Below are 16,915 nucleotides of genomic sequence, written 5' to 3'. Positions count from 1 at the left end.
CGCCCGGTTTTGGCACAACCAAGTATGAAAATACCTCTTTCTGTTGCCTGTTCCCTGTTAAGAGTTCCCTATTTTCTAGCTAGAGACTAGGAAACAGAGGTGGTTCTCGTTACCAGGTTGCCTTTTTTGTGCCTTCTACTTATAGTCGTAAAAACAAACAACTATAGAGCGATCGCTAACTGACAAGCTTGACAAAAATAACCAAATGTGCGCATAATGATTGTTTGTGGAAACTGTAGCTCTCTAGAATAAACACTTGGCTAACGTCATTGTCATAGGTGCCCAGTGGGGCGACGAAGGGAAAGGAAAAATAACCGACTTGCTCAGCCGCTCCGCAGATGTTGTAGTGCGTTACCAAGGGGGTGTCAATGCTGGACACACAATTGTCGTTAAGGGTCAGACCTTTAAACTACACTTGATTCCCTCTGGTATCTTGTACCCGAATACGGAGTGCATTATCGGTTGTGGGACAGTAATCGATCCACAAGTTTTAATCGCAGAACTCGATCAGCTCAAACAACTAGGAATTTCCACTAATAATCTGTTTATTTCTGAAACAGCCCATGTAACGATGCCGTATCATCGATTGATTGACCAGGCATCGGAGGAACGCCGGGGAAGTCACAAAATTGGCACAACCGGTCGGGGAATTGGCCCTACCTATGCTGATAAATCAGAGCGGACTGGGATCAGAATTTTGGATTTAATGGATTCTGAAGGGCTGCGTAAGCAATTGGAGTGGACGATCAATTATAAAAACGTCATTTTAGAAAAACTTTACAATCTACCACTTTTAGATCCGCAAAAGGTAATAGACGAATATCTAGCGTATGCAGAACGCTTGCGACCACACGTCGTTGATACCTCTTTAAAAATATACGATGCAATTCAACGACGGCGCAACATCTTGTTTGAAGGAGCGCAAGGAACACTCCTCGATTTAGATCACGGTACTTATCCCTATGTTACCTCATCTAACCCGGTGGCGGGAGGAGCTTGTGTAGGTACAGGGCTGGGGCCGACAATGATTGACCGTGTAATCGGAGTAGCCAAAGCTTATACTACACGTGTAGGCGAAGGGCCTTTCCCGACCGAATTGGACGGGGAAGTGGGAGAATTATTGTGCGCGCGCGGTGCCGAATTTGGAACAACAACTGGGCGCAAACGCCGCTGTGGCTGGTTTGATGCCGTCATCGGTCGTTACGCTGTGCGGATCAACGGCATGGACTGTCTGGCAATTACCAAACTAGATGTCCTCGACGAACTAGAGGAAATTAAAGTTTGTGTGGCTTATGAGATTGACGGGGAACGTTGCGAACACTTTCCTAGCAGTGCTCGTAAGTTTGCCCGTTGTCGTCCCATCTACAAGTCTATGCCGGGATGGCAGCAATCCACAGCCAACTGCCGCACGTTGGAAGACTTACCGCGGCAAGCGCTAGACTATCTAAAATTTTTGGCAGAATTAATGGAAGTTCCGATCGCGATCGTTTCTTTAGGAGCAAGCCGCGATCAAACTATCATTGTTGAAGACCCCATCCACGGCCCTAAACGCGCTTTGTTACACGCTGACGGTACGCCTGCTTCGTTGCTGAGTGCGTAGGGGATACGTTAATTCTCATCCCATCTTGGGACTTGGGGAGGACACTCTGGCAATTACGGTTTCTGTAGCAGCCAAGTGTCCTTTGTGTGTGAGTGTTCTCACAAATTTTAAATTTTGAATCTTGAAGTGTTGAAGTATGGAACTTAGTGTTGAATGTCAAAAGCGTCCAGAAGGTAGCAAGCCTAAAGCTTTGCGCCGTTCTGGGCAAATACCTGGTAACTTATACGGTCATAAAGGAACAGAGTCAATTGCGTTGAGCATTGACGCTAAAGTTGTAGAGCGCTTGCTAAAAAAAGCTTCTGTGAACAACACTTTAATAGATTTAAAAGTGACTGATGCGCCTTGGCAAGGCAAAACTTTGCTACGGGAAGTGCAATCTCACCCAGCAAAGGGTACACCTTACCATCTCAGCTTTTTTGCTGTAGCAGGACATGGCCCCACCGACGTAGAAATACCTTTACATTTTGTGGGAGATGCGATCGGCGTGAAACAAAATGGTGGAATCTTAGATCCTGTGATTACACAATTGCAGGTACGTTGCGATCCACAGAATATTCCTGATTTCATTGAAGTAGATGTTTCTCAAATGGATATTGGTGACAATCTACATATCAGTGAAATAGCACTGCCGTCTGGTGTAACAGCGTTGGATGAAGCAACGCGAATGGTTGTCAGTGTTTTGCCTCCACAAAAAAGCACCGATACGGGAACAGAATCGGAAGCTACTGCTTAAAATCTGTGATAAATTGCTGAAGAGACCAGGGGTAAAGCCCTGGTTTTTTATTGATTTAACCACAAAGAGCACAAAGGACACAAAGAGAAGAAATGACAGAAGCTGCTATTCCGCCTTTAATTGAGCAAATGTTGCAGCCTGGATTTTATCCGCATCCAGTGCAGGAACCGATTCAATTGATACAGACGCATATTTCTTATGTGTTGTTGACTGGGGATTTTGCTTACAAGGTGAAGAAGCCTGTCAATTTTGGCTTTTTGGATTTCTCTACGTTGGAAAAGCGGCATCATTTTGCTGAGGAAGAGTTGCGCTTGAATCAACGAGGAGCGGGGGAACTGTATTTGGAAGTATTGCCTGTGACTTTGGTAGAAGGGCAATACCAGCTGGGAGGAAAGACAGAGGCGGTAGAATATGTGCTGAAGATGCGCCAGTTTCCTCAAGCGGCGCTATTGAGCGAAATGTTTGAGCAAGGCAAGTTGCAAGAGTCTCACTTAGAAGAGTTGGGACAAGTAGTGGCAAAATTCCATGCTCAAACTGCGACAAACGATTACATTCGTTCTTTTGGTAAGGTGTCGCAAATTCGAGCGGCGTTTGATGAGAATTATCAACAAACTGAAAAATATATTAGCGGGCCACAAACGCAGGTACAGTTTGAAGAAACTAAGCAGTATACAGATAAGTTTTTTGCAGAACGTACAGAGCTATTTGAAAGCCGCATTACTGGTGATTTTATTCGAGAATGTCACGGCGATTTGCACCTGAGAAATATTGCTCTATGGCAAGACAAAATTTTGTTGTTCGACTGCATTGAGTTTAATGAGCCGTTTCGCTTTGTCGATGTCATGTATGATGTGGGGTTTACGGTAATGGATTTGGAAGCACGACAGCGCCAAGACTTGGGTAATGCATTTTTGAATACGTATATAGAGCAAACTGGCGACTGGGAAGGTTTGCAGCTGCTGCCTTTGTATTTAAGCCGTCAAGCTTATGTTAGAGCTAAGGTAACTTCATTTTTGTTGGATGATCCTGGGGTGCCAGCACAAGTCAAGCAAGAGGCGGCAAATACTGCGGCTGGTTATTACAAACAGGCCTGGGAGTATACTAAACCCCGTCAAGGACAATTAATTTTAATGTCTGGATTGTCTGGTTCTGGCAAAAGTACGACGGCACGATATTTAGCTCGACAGTTGGGAGCAATTCATCTTCGTTCTGATGCCGTTAGGAAGCATTTGGCTGGTATTCCCCTGATGCAACGTGGTGGAGATGATTTATATACTCCCCAAATGACTCAGAAAACTTACGCGCGACTGCTGGAGTTGGGAATAATGCTAGCATCCCAAGGTTTTAGTGTGATTTTGGATGCTAAATATGACCGTTCTGCATTGCGCCAAGAAGCGATCGCTCAAGCTACAGAAAAGCAAATTCCCTTACAAATTCTCTACTGTCAAGCACCGTTAGAAGTGTTAAGAGAGCGGCTGCAACACCGTAGTGGCGATATTGCTGATGCTACTGCTGATTTACTGGCATCTCAACAAAAATCGGCGGAACCTTTTACTGAAAAAGAAAAACCATTAGTTAAAATCTTGGACACTACTCAACCACAACAGGCACAATTAAAACAAATCTTTAGCTACTAGTCTTAACCTCATGGCACCAGAAAAGAACAACAGCAATTTCCTATCTATCTCGCCCAACTTTTTTAATCAACTACTGTTTGGGTTGTTTTTAACACTAATATTGCTGGCGCTAGGATATCCGCTATCCCAGAGCCTTTTCTTGGGTGTTTTAGGTGGTTTGTCTATCGGCTGGATGAGTACAGTCAGCCAAGGTAGCCCCAAGGCTGGTTCTGTAGCCTCTTCTGAGGGCATTGACGCTGGTTTAAAATACTGGTTATTTTTCTTACTTGGCTTTGTGCTGTTGGGGTATCAAGCTCCCGTAAGTATCTTGCTGGGTTCTTTGGCTGGTATAGGCGGAGGTTGGATGATCGCTTGGTGGAAAAGCAAGGAAGAATATAGAACTCAACTCCCTGAAGAATTTACAGAAAGCGCCGAACTAGAACAGTCTGCTTTGACGACAAATACCAGGCGGCGGACTAGAAAATCTGCTCGCCGTTATCGTCGCTCTTTTGGAAGTTTCAATTTTCCCAAGTTTTGGCAAAGGTAGGAGGCGGAAGGCAGAGGGTATTGGGCGATCGCTACCAATCTTGCGAATATCCCAGTATGGAGCGATCGTCGTCTGGAATTCGCACTGGTACACCTAAGTATTTGCGAGCTTCTTGCTCTGCTAAATTTTGGTCTTTTTTGTTATTAAACTGCCCTTCTTCTAGGAGATACTTGCTGCGTGCTGCCTTGTCGCGCGAAGGCACAGAGCCATGCTTCCATTTGTACTTAAAGCCCATGAGTAAGCAATGCCTCAACTTTTATTCAGGTTTAATTTAATCGATGACTAAGACAACCATTCCTATGGCAGGGTAAGGTTCTTAGAACTCGCATTCCTAATATCAATTTGCACTTAAAATGATTGACAAAGATTGAGGAGACAAATCCTCAGTCTTTGATAATCAGAATTTTCTGCTCCAAATAATGCTGAAGCAAACGATCACTTTTGATAATTGTCCTGATTTCAGTTAGCTGTTCGCTGCTAATTTCAGTTACTCCAGGAACAAAACATATTCCCAAAATAAATATCTCAGGTGGGAGATATTTCCCTGTTTGTTTGTAATTTATTGTTGCCACAAGCTCACCATTTTTTCTAAAACAAACGTGTAGTGCAAATATTCTATTGGGCTGTTTTTGTGAACAAGTAGGTTATGCTAAATCATTTCACTAATGCCCAATAGCAAACATACGGATTAGATAATTGAGTGATATACTCAAATCGCTCATTTACCATAATCCGTTTGTTGAGAAATCCTTAAGAGATTTCTAGTTATTAATTTAGGCAGGAATAACTTGAACAATCAGTGAGCGTCTGTCAAGCGACAGGACTTTACCCACTGGACTTAAATTAGTTGCAATCCGATCTAGTAGTTCTCCAGCATGGCTGCGATTTTGGTGTTCTCGACCTCGCAAACGAATGACAAACTTTACTGAATTCCCTTTACTCAACCACTCAATGGCTTGATTGATGCGTAAATTGTAATCAGCCACACCCACATTTGGACGCAGCCGAACTTCCTTGAGTGTTGGTCTAGCACTCTGCTTCTGACGTTTTTTCTTTTGATATTGAAGCTTGCCATAGTTGAGAATCTTTGCCACTGGGGCATCTTTGCCCTCGGAGACTACAACTAAGTCAAGCTCTGCGTTCTGGGCTAATTCTAGAGCCTCGCGGGTGTCAGTAAGACCACGATTGTTATTCTCATGATCGATCAAGAAGACTTGAGGTGACTTGATTTGTGAGTTAATTAATTGCTTTTGGATGACGATGATGATTTCCTTTTAACTTGTTCAACACTTTGTTTTACAAGTAATACTAAGGTAACACAATGCTATTCATTAATTCTTTCGTAGGTAAACCCAACGCGATCGCTCCGTTTTGTCCGCCAAATCCGAAACTTAAACACATTACCTGTCGAATTTTGGCTTTACGCGCTTCCCTCACGAAATCCAAATCAAATTCTGGTTCCCTCAGCCCTACACAAGGCGGTAATATTTGTTGCTGCAATGCCAGCAAAGAAAAAGCTAGACCCAAAGCTCCTGATGCACCGAGTGTATGTCCTGTAGCTCCTTTAGTAGAACTGACTGCCACACCTTGATGAAATAACCGTTGTATAACTAAACTTTCTATCCGGTCATTCATCTGCGTAGCCGTGCCGTGAGCGTGAATGTAATCAATATCTTTAGCTGTCAGGTTACTGCGTTCCAAACATTGCTTAATTGCGATGATCGCACTTTTACCTCCTGGCTCTGGCGCATTTGGATGAAATGCATCTGCTGTTAAACCGAAACCAAGGATTCGAGCGTACACTTTTGCTTGGCGCTGCTTTGCCAATTCTGCCGATTCCAAAACAAATAAAGCTCCCCCTTCTCCCAAAACTAAACCTTCACGGTGCAAATCAAAGGGATAAGCCCCTGTGTTTGCTACAGCACCCATCTGCTCAAAGCCAGCAATGGTAAGCGGTGTAATTGCGGCTTCCACGGCACCCACTAAAACTCGCGCGACTTGCCCGGTTTTAATTAATTCGGTAGCTTGAGCGATCGCCCAAATACCAGTAGCACAAGCTGCCATCGGTGCCAACACAATTCCCGTAGCACCAATTTGTCGTGCCGCGGCGATCGCATTCATATGCGGAAGAGTATCTAGCCAATTTTCAAAAGACACGGGGAAAGAGGACGCGGGGACACGGGGAGGTGGGGACGCGGAGAATTGTGAATCAGGTTCTCTCCCCTTGTCTGGTTGTCTCCCCTGCTCCTTGTCCTTATTTCTCTCCGCGTCTTTTGCTCTCCGCGTCTTTGCGTCTAGATTCATCTGCCGTGCCATCTCTTCCCACGCTGCCTGATAGCTACGACTAGAGCCAATAACAACTGCGCAATCTGGTAAAGGTGGAACTAAACCAGCATCTTTTACAGCAGAAGTAACAAGCCAAGAAGTTAGTTTTTTTACTTGTGCTGGTTGCTTATCAATCAACCCAAGAGGACGCTGTTTTAGTTCAGGAAATGCTTGATAGAGTTTTATACCAGATTTTCCTGCTATTAATTTTTCCCAGTTATCTTCTGGGCTTTTACCTAAAGCAGAAACTAAACTAATACCAGTAACAACAACCTCTACCAATTTTGAATTTTAGGAATGGGGAATGAGGACACGAGAACAAGGAGTTGAGGGAGGTGAGGAAGTGATAAGAGTAAATCCTTCCCCATCTTCCCCATCTTCTTCCCTGTCTCCCACTCTCCCACTCTCCCACTCTCCCCCTCCTAATTACTGTCCCCCGTTTTTAAGATTTTCCTCGCCCTGGGTGACTTTTGCAGATTCAATGCGATCGCCTTGCTTAATCTTGCTTACTGCCTCCATACCATTTGTAACCTTGCCAAATACAGCATAGTTACCATCTAAGAAAGATAAGTCTGCTAAAGCAAAGTAAAACTGAGAGGAAGCAGAATTAGGCACCTGCGATCGCGCCATAGCGATCGTACCAAGTTTATGAGGTAACTCAGGCGCTTCGGTAATTGTTTTACCGTAAATCGGCTCCTTTGCCCCTTTTGGTTTGATTTCTAAAGGTATATAGCGCGGACTACCTGTTTTTGGATCGACAAAATTACCTGTTCCTAATCGTTGTGCAGGAACTTTGGGATCTTTGCTTTGAGGATCTCCACCTTGAGCTACAAAAGGATCTTGCGGCGGGTTACTCTGAGGGCCTATGACTCGATGAAAGGCTACTCCATCGTATACACCACGTTTAACTAAATCTACAAAGTTGCCAGCTGTGATGGGGGCATTGGTGCCGTCTACTTCGATTGTGATCGGCGAGCCATTAACTATCATCTCCACAGTGGCTTTGCCTTCAAGTCTTGGTAAATTGTTCATTCCAGGAACAGCCTCTTTTGTAACTTCAGATACAGATGTGGTCGTCTCTGTCGTTATTTTTGTGCTTGCCTCGGTAGCTGTGGAATTGGGGGGAGAAGTATTAGAAGCTACTTGTTGTGTAGAACATCCACCTGTTATCAAGCTACCAACAATCACAAGCACAACTAAAAATTCAGAAATTTTTAACCGCATCGCCACTTCATAGACTCAACCAGAGTATCTTAGCTTCTGTAGGTGTAAGTAACACTTTCTAAAGATATTGCTTTTTGGCAGTAGTTACTTATTTTTTCGTTATTTCTTTTACTTTTATTGCGAGTTGCTAAAAACTTGCTATGAGCTACTCTGGTGTTTGATCCCAAATCTCAAATTACTTACAAACCTTCTAAAGGCACTCCTAAAAATTTTGCTAATTCTGCTCCTTGCGTCTCTAACTCTGTTAGTGACATGGGTTGTCCGACTCTGGTTAGGGGAATGTCACGGCGGCCTTTAACACGTAAATACAATGCGCGAAGAGGATTTAAACCCTCTTTGATTTGTGCTCGTACAGATTGTACATCTTGAGTGTTGCAGTCAATTTCGATCCGGCGGTTTTTACCAGGAAATCCCCAACGAAAAATTTTGATTTTGCCAGTTTCCCGATTAAATTCGTTGTATCCGCCGCCCACGTCCAATAGAATTACTATCCATAGGTATGAAGCTAAAAGCAAGCCTGCCGCACCATACAAACCCATCACTAGACCTTGGGGGAAAAATACTAGTTGAGTTGGATCAGTAACTATGAGTAAATTTACTCTTAAGTAACTAGATATCCCAGCCAATAAGAAGCCTGTAGCTCCCAAGGTGACGATAGTTGCCCACCAGTAGTTACTAAACCGACGTGAACCGATAACTTTTTGATGCAAAACTTGCGAAGCCAAGCCATTATCCTTAGGCGGCTCGCCTTTGTTAATGGTTGTTGATGTCGTCATGGGACTACCTTGGTGTTTGACAATTACCCTTTAAAAGTCTGCCATTGGAGCAGGCTCTATTGCAAGTTTATTTTAAGATTTCTGAGAAAAGTTGTGTCAGATTGTAAAATTTCTGATATTGATAATATTTAATAGGTTTGTTTTTAATACCTGATTTACTGATGTAAACCAGGCGTAAAGCAGAACCAATGTGATAAGTTAAAAAGTATTAAGTAATCACAAGCTGGATTACAGCTAGTGGTAATCGTTTTGGCACAAGCTAGAAGGAAGCCGACTTAGGTTTAAGCGGTGACTTCTCATAAAATCGGCAGCATCAAAGCAGCCAGATGTGTCAAAAAAACGTTAAATTCCTCAAAACGTTGCAATTTTAGTAAAAAAGAGGATTTTAGTCCGATGACCATCGCAGTTGGACGCGCCCCCACAAGAGGGTGGTTTGACGTTCTCGACGACTGGCTGAAGCGTGATCGCTTCGTATTCGTAGGGTGGTCTGGTATTCTGCTCTTCCCCTGTGCATTTTTGGCACTAGGGGGATGGCTAACCGGCACCACCTTCGTCACCAGTTGGTACACCCACGGTCTAGCGTCATCCTACCTAGAAGGATGTAACTTCTTGACCGTAGCAGTATCCACACCCGCAGACGCAATGGGACATTCCCTATTGCTGTTGTGGGGGCCAGAAGCTCAAGGCAACTTCACCCGTTGGTGTCAGTTGGGAGGATTGTGGCCATTTATCGCTTTGCACGGAGCCTTTGGTTTGATTGGCTTCATGCTGCGGCAATTTGAAATTGCAAGATTAGTAGGGATTCGTCCTTACAACGCGATCGCATTTTCCGCACCGATTGCCGTATTCGTAAGCGTATTCTTGATGTACCCCTTGGGACAATCAAGCTGGTTCTTTGCTCCGAGCTTTGGCGTCGCAGCAATCTTCCGTTTCTTGCTGTTCTTGCAAGGATTCCACAACTGGACACTCAACCCCTTCCACATGATGGGTGTAGCAGGAGTGTTGGGTGGAGCGCTGCTGTGTGCGATTCATGGTGCGACAGTCGAAAACACCCTGTTTGAAGACGGAGAAGGAGCAAACACCTTCCGTGCCTTCAACCCAACTCAAGCCGAAGAAACCTACTCGATGGTGACGGCAAACCGTTTCTGGTCTCAGATCTTCGGTATCGCCTTCTCCAACAAGCGCTGGTTGCACTTCTTCATGTTGTTTGTACCAGTCACAGGCTTGTGGATGAGTGCGGTAGGCATTGTTGGTTTAGCATTGAACCTGCGTGCTTACGACTTCGTCTCTCAAGAGTTGCGGGCAGCAGAAGACCCAGAGTTTGAAACTTTCTATACCAAAAACATTTTGCTGAACGAGGGTATCCGCGCTTGGATGGCTCCTCAAGATCAGCCACACGAGAAATTTGTATTCCCTGAGGAGGTATTACCTCGTGGTAACGCTCTCTAATCGACCTGGCGTTCTGGGAGCAGGACGCGACCAAGATTCCACCGGATTTGCCTGGTGGGCTGGTAACGCTCGTCTGATTAACCTCTCTGGCAAACTGTTGGGCGCACACGTTGCTCACGCAGGTTTGATCGTCTTCTGGGCTGGAGCAATGACTTTGTTTGAGGTTGCTCACTTTGTCCCTGAAAAACCCTTGTACGAGCAAGGCTTTATCCTTCTGCCTCACTTGGCAACTCTCGGATGGGGAGTTGGCCCTGGTGGTGAAGTGATAGACACCTACCCCTATTTTGTCGTTGGTGTTCTGCACTTAATTTCCTCCGCCGTACTAGGATTTGGCGGTATCTATCATGCCATTCGTGGCCCAGAAGTCTTAGAAGATTATTCCTCCTTCTTTGGCTATGACTGGAAAGATAAGAACAAGATGACCAACATTATCGGTTTCCACCTGATTATTTTGGGATGTGGAGCCTTGTTGTTGGTGCTAAAGGCAATGTTCTTTGGTGGTGTCTACGATACTTGGGCGCCTGGTGGTGGTGATGTTCGTATTATTACCAACCCAACATTGAACCCAGCAGTCATCTTTGGCTATCTGCTTAAGTCTCCCTTCGGTGGTGACGGCTGGATCGTTGGTGTCGATAACATGGAAGACATCATTGGCGGTCACATCTGGGTTGCTTTAATCTGTATTGCTGGTGGTATTTTCCACATTCTCACCAAGCCCTTTGGTTGGGCGCGTCGTGCTTTCATCTGGTCTGGTGAAGCTTACCTCTCCTACAGCTTGGGCGCTCTGTCCCTAATGGGCTTCATCGCTTCTTGCTTTGTTTGGTTCAACAACACTGCTTACCCCAGTGAATTCTACGGCCCTACAAACGCTGAAGCTTCTCAAGCCCAGTCTTTCATCTTCTTGGTTCGTGACCAAAAACTCGGTGCTAACGTTGCATCTGCTCAAGGCCCCACAGGTTTGGGTAAATACCTGATGCGCTCACCCTCTGGTGAAATCATCTTTGGTGGTGAAACCATGCGCTTCTGGGATTTCCGCGGCCCTTGGTTAGAGCCTCTGCGCGGCCCCAACGGTTTGGATCTTGACAAGATCAAGAACGACGTTCAACCTTGGCAAATTCGTCGTGCATCTGAGTACATGACCCACGCTCCCAACGGTTCTATCAACTCTGTGGGTGGTGTAATCACCGAGCCTAACTCCTTCAACTACGTCAACCCCCGTGCTTGGTTGTCAACTTCTCACTTCGTTTTAGCTTTCTTCTTCCTCATCGGTCACCTGTGGCATGCTGGTCGTGCACGTGCTGCTGCTGCTGGCTTTGAAAAAGGTATTGACCGTGAAACAGAACCAGTGTTGTTCATGAAGGACATCGACTAAAACTAAGTTTTCTTTCATCACTGACAATTACATTTTTGTGAAGCTCCTGTGTAAAAACAGGGGCTTTTTCATCACAATATTAATTTAAGCTTCTTTCAGGGTGGGGGTAGTATGGACGACTCCGATTTTCCAGATGCTTTAAAATGGACAGTCGAAGCTAGGGCAAAGTTGAAGCAGATACCTTTTTTCGTGCGTGCTCAAGCCAAAGCGAGAATTGAGCAACTAGCTCGTCAAGCAGAGCAAGAGATTATTACAGCAGAATTAGATGAGCGGGCTAGGCTTGAGTTTGGGCAGTAATTTGATGGCAGATAATCGCAGGAGCCGTTTTCATGACAATCGCTAGCAAGCGTGCCATCGCATTCTACTCTACAACATCAGTTGGGAACAGTTTGAAAATCTCCTCAAAGATTTGGGACAGCATCGCGCTGCACGAGTTGCTTACGATAAATTTTAAACTTGTGATTAACTAATAAAATTTTTCAAATATCAATAGACACATATTCAAATAATATTAACATTATCATGTAAAAATCAGTATTTAAAGACCTGAGGGTGTATCTACTGCATTAGTTGTCAATGGAGCAAATATAATTTAATGAATCAGTTTGAAATCAATTTAGACTTTAGCAATGTAGATTTCAGCTCTTTAGAGACAGAAGATGATTTTCAAATAGAGGCTAAAAAATTACTACCTCAAGCACTTGTAAAACTGGGCGAAAGTGTGGGTGAAAAAACATGGGAGGAATTACAAAAAAGCTTGAAACAAGGGGGAACTAAACTCAATTCTTCTCAAAGCGAGAAACGTAAATTTATTCAAGAAACAGGCAGGAATTATCAACGAAAAGCAAGTAACAAAGAAAGGCAAGAACTAGAAGCCTACATAATAGAACAATTACGCCAGCACAAGCAGCAATAAGCCACCCAAATAATTCAAAAAAATTGTAGAAGCTAACTGCTATATCCCCTGAAACAGAAAAGCTAAAGTCAGCATTGACTATCCGCCATCTTTACTCTGTTGGGGCGGCGACCACTTGGGATGAAAATCAACAGAAAAACCGACTCCTGATTTTTCAGGAGTCGATCAAAGTTCACAAAGCGGTGTTGTATTCTTGTCCATGATTATTTGAAAACTAATACAGTAGTAGGCGAGAGCGATCGCTCTTTGTACCAACTCAACAACTCCAAGATATTTTGAGCGTTGGGTTAATTATCTACCCAGAAAGTTGGAGCAGGGTTGTGTTAAGTAGTGGGGCAAAATTAAATTTCCGTTTTAGAGGCATCAACTCTGTGAATCATCGCCCGAAATATCGTCCAACTAGCGTCGTTTCTGCGCTTTCTACTGGATCATCAGCGGCGCGGGATAGACTGACGGTGTAAGTGCCGTCTTCGATGCGCCACTGCCCACGATCGCCATCAAACCGTGCCAGCAATCGCGGATCGGCAACGATCTCAACGTGCTTTGATTGGCTTGGTTCTAGTTGTACTCGCTCGAAACCCAGTAGCCGCATTCGTTTATCACCTGCTGCTTCAATCAAGTAAACCTGTGGCACATCTGCCCCTGCACGCTCGCCCACATTCGTCACCGTGAAGCTTGCCTTAACCGTTTCACCACCTTCAATGGTGAAGTTACTGTAGGCAAAGCGCGTATAGCTCAATCCATATCCAAACGCATAAAGTGGCTTTGCATTCGTCTTGGCAAACCAGCGATAGCCAATCTCAGCCCCTTCATTAAAGTGAATGATCGAAGGTTTACCAAACGGTTCACCAAAGTTTGGCAGCGCTGGACGTGGCAGTTGTTGAACATCGGCAGGGAACGTAATCGGCAAGCGACCCGAAGGATTGATTCGTCCGGTGAGGACTTCCGCGATCGCAGTTCCACCCGCTTGTCCCGGAAACCATAGCTCGATGATCGCTTTCACTTGATCTCGCCACGGCATCGCGATCGGATTGCCTGTTTCGAGAACCACGATTGTATTCGGATTTGCAGCAGCGACTGCTTCGATCATGGCATCCTGTCCGTAAGGGAGGGTGAGATCCGGATCATCGAAGCCTTCACTTTCAAATTTGACCCCAAAGACAATCGCGATATCCGCACGACGCGCTTGTTCAGCCGCATCAGCAGGATAAATGCCAGGATCAAACATCACCTTTGTCTGGGGAAGTTGCTTTTTGATTTCCGCCAGTGGCGCACAGGGGTGATAAGCTTCGGTTCGGACGGGAGCAAGTAAGGAGTCTCCACCAATAGGAATTTCAGCCGCATAGCCACCAGGTGGTAGAGTTTGGCTTGATCCGCCACCTGCAATGACTCCTTTGTTCACCTGCCAACCAATCACCGCAACAGTTTTCAAATCAGGCGAGAGCGGTAGGATTGCATCATCATTTTTCAGCAACACAATCCCCTGACGAGCGACTTCCAGCGCCGCATCATTATGCTTCGCCATATCTACGGTGTATCCTGTCTCACCATCCCATTGATCCACGCCGACCATCTGCATTGATCGTAGAATCCGCCGCACCATATCAGATAATCGCGCTCTCGGAAATTCACCGTTCGCCATCGCTTCTTTGAGTGGCTCATTAAACCATTCCTTCTGGTCTAACTGTGCGCCTGAATGCTGGTCGAGACCTTTGAGGGCGAAATCCCAATGATAGACCGCCATCCAGTCTGACATGATGTAGCCTTTGAAGCCGATCGCATCTTTAATCACGCCATTTAAAATCGGATCGTTGCCACAATTGTACGCGCCGTTGACTTTGTTGTACGCTCCCATCAGCGAACCCGGATTGCCGCGCTCGATACCGATTTGGAACGCGAGTAAATCAGATTCTCGATGGGCGATCGGATCGATGATCGCATCTAACCAAAACTTGTTAATCTCATTGACATTGAGCGAAACGTGCTTGAGCATCGAGATCACACCTTCGGACTGTGTGCCAATGACATTCTCAGCGCCCATCACACCAGAAAGCCAAGGATCTTCTGAGATGTATTCAAAGTTGCGTCCGTGGCGCGGATCGCGGGGCAGATTGATGCCACCGCCGCAGATCACATTGTAGCCGTGTAGTCTTGCCTCTCGACCGATCACCGCACCCGCTTCCCGTGCCAATGTCGGGTTAAAGGTTGAACCCATACACAGCCCACAAGGTAGGGCGGTTGCCGTATCACCGACTCGACTGCCGAGCGGATTGGTGACGCCAATTGGGCCATCAGTAATTTTCTGGGGTGAAACTCCCAATCGCGGCACCCCTGGAACATAGCCTGCAATCCGTCCAACCTCTTCAGGTAGTCGCTTTTCTCTAACACCCCGCAGCACCACCATCAGACTGAGGATCAGCGAGAAGCGTTCATCATCGGTCATCTGCGCTTCAATCTCAGCAGCCCAGCGATCGGCTTCAGAATCATTCAGTGCTTGTGAAACGGGATGTGATGAAACAGAATCTTGTACCATTCTGATCTCCTTTAGTCGATTAGTAAGCGCGAACTCGCTGAGATTGATAGTGTTGCAATTCCAATCACTCAACCAACCTGGTAATCGCTGAACAAAACGAGCAATTTATACGATTTCCCTAAATTTTGGCTACAGATGGAAAAAGGTTTGTAATTACACTTCAGCGCCACTACAAACTATGTGTAGCCTTAATTTGGAGCATTGGTATTAGATAACGATTAGACAACAATTATTAAGTTGATGTACAGAACAATATCTAAGGCTAAATCAAAGTAAAAATGATTTTGTTAATTCTTATTTAAGAAAGCGAAGTATATGCTTGTTCGTCAATACTCCAGATTGAGATAGCGAAAGCTTTAATGACTTGTTGCTCTATTGAACTCAATGTGTAATTATCAATTTTATAAATGGAAAAGTTGCTTCGTTGCGCCATTTCTGATGACATTGTTTTGAAATTTCTGGGTGTGTTGCTTAGTTTTACATCTACTCTACAAAAATTATTTTACTTTGCAGTCTCAAAATCAAATTACAGAAAAATTGTTTAATAATTGGTGGTATTTACTCCAACCTTTTGGAGTAGAGCAAGTTGCTGCTGAAAAAGCTTTTACTCAACTAGTTACAGCTTACTCAAGTCCAGGTCGTTATTATCACACCCTGGAACACATTGATCATGTTTTAAACACTATACAAACTTTACAAAACCAAGTTCAAGACTTACCAGCGGTTCAATTTGCCGCCTGGTTTCATGATGTTATCTATGATGCTCAAGCACAAAACAATGAAGAGAACAGTGCCATTTATGCTGTTGAAGTCTTAAAATCACTTACTATTCCCTCTCATACAATTACCAAAACCTCCACCCTGATTTTGCACACCAAATATCATCAGGCCCAATCAGATGATTTTGATCCTCAGGTATTGTTGGATGCAGACTTAGCAATTTTAGGTACTCACCCATTAAAGTATCGTCAATATGCCCTGGCAATTCGTCAAGAATATGCTTGGTTACCAGATGCAATATATCTGGCAGGTAGAAAGAAGGTTTTGCAGCGATTTTTGCAACGGCATCGCATTTACTTCACAGATTTGATGTTCGCAAATTTTGAACTCTCCGCTCGTCACAACTTAGAGGCAGAAATTCAGTCTATCGAGCAGATTTCATAATCAAGTCAATCATCGTATCAAGAATGCGATCGCCTTCCATGGATATGATGTCTTTACCGTGCAACACGTCCTGAGTAATATGAAAATGAACTAATGATCCAACTATAATTCTTGCTACAGCCTCTGGGTCGGCGATTTTGAGTTCCGGATGAGAAGCTAGATATTGACTCAGAGTTTCAAATATTGGCTTCATCATGGCACGAACGCAAACTTTTGCTAATTCTGGAAAACGAGCCGACTCTCCAATTAATACGCGCATAAATGCACAATGCTCTTGATCCTCGCCCATCTGCTCCAAAGCTTTGCTGCCTACCTGACGCAGCACCTGAGATGGCTCTCCTTCCAGGGGTTCATTACCAAAAATAGAATCAAATTTTTTACGTGCTAGCCGCTCAATTAAAGCCTTAAATAGTCCTTCTTTATCTATAAAGTGGCTGTAAACTGTAGCCTTGGAAACACCAGCTGTTGCTGCTACCCTATCCATACTTGTACCTGCGAAGCCATGCGTTAAAAACTCCTGCATTGCTCCCTGGAGAATTTGTTCAACTTTCTCAACCGAATTCTCACGTTCTATATCAGTTATTTTTGCACGTACCATTTTTTACTGTTTCCTGCTACTTACCAACCTTTAGCACACTCCAGACACTTTTAATATCCTAG

Annotated in this window: 17 protein-coding genes; 9 read left to right on the top strand and 8 right to left on the bottom strand. The window is 44.7% G+C overall.

Annotation, left to right across the window (positions count from 1 at the left end):
• The first annotated feature begins 256 nt into the window (after positions 1-256).
• From U2718_RS05640 to U2718_RS05625, 4 genes are all read left to right on the top strand, one after another.
• A complete protein-coding gene (locus U2718_RS05640; protein ID WP_341995247.1) occupies positions 257-1,600 on the top strand; it encodes an adenylosuccinate synthase in 1,344 nt (447 codons plus the stop codon).
• A 136-nt stretch (positions 1,601-1,736) separates the two neighbouring features.
• Positions 1,737-2,333 (top strand): 50S ribosomal protein L25/general stress protein Ctc, encoded by a 597-nt coding sequence (locus tag U2718_RS05635; protein ID WP_341995246.1) that lies wholly within the window; start codon positions 1,737-1,739, stop codon positions 2,331-2,333.
• A gap of 92 nt (positions 2,334-2,425) precedes the next feature.
• On the top strand, positions 2,426-3,970 hold the full coding sequence (locus tag U2718_RS05630) for an AAA family ATPase (protein ID WP_341995245.1): 1,545 nt from the start codon (positions 2,426-2,428) through the stop codon (positions 3,968-3,970).
• Positions 3,971-3,980: 10 nt separating this feature from the next.
• On the top strand, positions 3,981-4,496 hold the full coding sequence (locus U2718_RS05625; protein WP_341995243.1) for a hypothetical protein: 516 nt from the start codon (positions 3,981-3,983) through the stop codon (positions 4,494-4,496).
• Positions 4,497-4,527: 31 nt separating this feature from the next.
• On the opposite strand, the gene U2718_RS05620 is transcribed toward U2718_RS05625, so the two are convergent.
• The 6 genes from U2718_RS05620 to U2718_RS05595 all read right to left on the bottom strand — a co-directional run bounded on the left by U2718_RS05620 (position 4,528) and on the right by U2718_RS05595 (position 8,821).
• Positions 4,528-4,698, bottom strand: coding sequence for a bromodomain-containing protein (locus tag U2718_RS05620; RefSeq protein ID WP_411813234.1), 171 nt, complete (start codon positions 4,696-4,698; stop codon positions 4,528-4,530).
• Between the two features lie 181 nt (positions 4,699-4,879).
• Positions 4,880-5,068, bottom strand: a complete 189-nt coding sequence (locus U2718_RS05615) for a hypothetical protein (protein WP_341995240.1) — start codon at positions 5,066-5,068, stop codon at positions 4,880-4,882.
• Between the two features lie 201 nt (positions 5,069-5,269).
• Positions 5,270-5,737 carry a translation initiation factor IF-3 gene (gene infC, locus U2718_RS05610; protein ID WP_341995259.1) on the bottom strand — a complete coding sequence of 156 codons (468 nt, stop codon included), beginning with the start codon at positions 5,735-5,737 and terminating at the stop codon, positions 5,270-5,272.
• 67 nt (positions 5,738-5,804) lie between these two features.
• A complete protein-coding gene (locus U2718_RS05605; protein WP_341995239.1) occupies positions 5,805-7,103 on the bottom strand; it encodes a beta-ketoacyl-ACP synthase in 1,299 nt (432 codons plus the stop codon).
• Between the two features lie 144 nt (positions 7,104-7,247).
• Positions 7,248-8,045: a peptidylprolyl isomerase gene (locus U2718_RS05600; RefSeq protein ID WP_341995237.1), complete on the bottom strand. Its 798-nt coding sequence runs from the start codon at positions 8,043-8,045 to the stop codon at positions 7,248-7,250.
• 179 nt (positions 8,046-8,224) lie between these two features.
• Positions 8,225-8,821, bottom strand: coding sequence for a photosystem I assembly protein Ycf4 (locus U2718_RS05595; protein ID WP_341995235.1), 597 nt, complete (start codon positions 8,819-8,821; stop codon positions 8,225-8,227).
• A gap of 393 nt (positions 8,822-9,214) precedes the next feature.
• Between U2718_RS05595 and psbD the strand changes: the two genes are divergently transcribed.
• The 4 genes from psbD (at position 9,215) to U2718_RS05575 (ending at position 12,558) form a co-directional block, all read left to right on the top strand.
• Positions 9,215-10,270, top strand: coding sequence for a photosystem II D2 protein (photosystem q(a) protein) (psbD, locus tag U2718_RS05590; RefSeq protein ID WP_341995233.1), 1,056 nt, complete (start codon positions 9,215-9,217; stop codon positions 10,268-10,270).
• Positions 10,254-11,642 carry a photosystem II reaction center protein CP43 gene (psbC, locus tag U2718_RS05585; RefSeq protein ID WP_341995231.1) on the top strand — a complete coding sequence of 463 codons (1,389 nt, stop codon included), beginning with the start codon at positions 10,254-10,256 and terminating at the stop codon, positions 11,640-11,642. Before psbD ends, psbC begins: the two co-directional genes overlap by 17 nt.
• A gap of 111 nt (positions 11,643-11,753) precedes the next feature.
• Complete coding sequence (locus tag U2718_RS05580) at positions 11,754-11,939, top strand: PCP reductase family protein (protein ID WP_341995229.1); 186 nt, start codon at positions 11,754-11,756, stop codon at positions 11,937-11,939.
• A 298-nt stretch (positions 11,940-12,237) separates the two neighbouring features.
• A complete protein-coding gene (locus U2718_RS05575; RefSeq protein WP_341995228.1) occupies positions 12,238-12,558 on the top strand; it encodes a hypothetical protein in 321 nt (106 codons plus the stop codon).
• A gap of 376 nt (positions 12,559-12,934) precedes the next feature.
• Here U2718_RS05575 and U2718_RS05570 read toward each other — a convergent pair whose 3' ends face one another.
• Positions 12,935-15,091, bottom strand: a complete 2,157-nt coding sequence (locus U2718_RS05570) for a beta-glucosidase (RefSeq protein ID WP_341995226.1) — start codon at positions 15,089-15,091, stop codon at positions 12,935-12,937.
• Between the two features lie 507 nt (positions 15,092-15,598).
• Here U2718_RS05570 and U2718_RS05565 point away from each other — a divergent pair.
• On the top strand, positions 15,599-16,255 hold the full coding sequence (locus tag U2718_RS05565) for a hypothetical protein (protein WP_341995223.1): 657 nt from the start codon (positions 15,599-15,601) through the stop codon (positions 16,253-16,255).
• Here the strand turns inward: U2718_RS05565 and U2718_RS05560 are convergent.
• The gene (locus U2718_RS05560) at positions 16,236-16,853 is read right to left on the bottom strand and encodes a TetR/AcrR family transcriptional regulator (protein WP_341995222.1); all 618 of its coding nucleotides are present in this window, start codon (positions 16,851-16,853) and stop codon (positions 16,236-16,238) included. The two genes, U2718_RS05565 and U2718_RS05560, sit on opposite strands and share 20 nt — an antisense overlap.
• Positions 16,854-16,915 lie beyond the last annotated feature (62 nt).

This window comes from Chlorogloeopsis sp. ULAP02 (assembly GCF_038404745.2).
Taxonomy (GTDB): Bacteria; Cyanobacteriota; Cyanobacteriia; order Cyanobacteriales; family Nostocaceae; genus Chlorogloeopsis.
Note: the sequence above shows the minus strand (reverse complement) of the source record. Positions and strands in the feature narration are given on the sequence as shown.

Coding starts and splice junctions, on each gene's coding strand:
- U2718_RS05600 (WP_341995237.1), bottom strand. CDS start 8,045: ATGCGGTTAAAAATTTCTGAATTTTTAGTTGTGCTTGTGATTGTTGGT.
- U2718_RS05635 (WP_341995246.1), top strand. CDS start 1,737: ATGGAACTTAGTGTTGAATGTCAAAAGCGTCCAGAAGGTAGCAAGCCT.
- U2718_RS05580 (WP_341995229.1), top strand. CDS start 11,754: ATGGACGACTCCGATTTTCCAGATGCTTTAAAATGGACAGTCGAAGCT.
- U2718_RS05575 (WP_341995228.1), top strand. CDS start 12,238: ATGAATCAGTTTGAAATCAATTTAGACTTTAGCAATGTAGATTTCAGC.
- U2718_RS05560 (WP_341995222.1), bottom strand. CDS start 16,853: ATGGTACGTGCAAAAATAACTGATATAGAACGTGAGAATTCGGTTGAG.
- psbD (WP_341995233.1), top strand. CDS start 9,215: ATGACCATCGCAGTTGGACGCGCCCCCACAAGAGGGTGGTTTGACGTT.
- U2718_RS05625 (WP_341995243.1), top strand. CDS start 3,981: ATGGCACCAGAAAAGAACAACAGCAATTTCCTATCTATCTCGCCCAAC.
- U2718_RS05570 (WP_341995226.1), bottom strand. CDS start 15,091: ATGGTACAAGATTCTGTTTCATCACATCCCGTTTCACAAGCACTGAAT.
- U2718_RS05630 (WP_341995245.1), top strand. CDS start 2,426: ATGACAGAAGCTGCTATTCCGCCTTTAATTGAGCAAATGTTGCAGCCT.
- U2718_RS05595 (WP_341995235.1), bottom strand. CDS start 8,821: ATGACGACATCAACAACCATTAACAAAGGCGAGCCGCCTAAGGATAAT.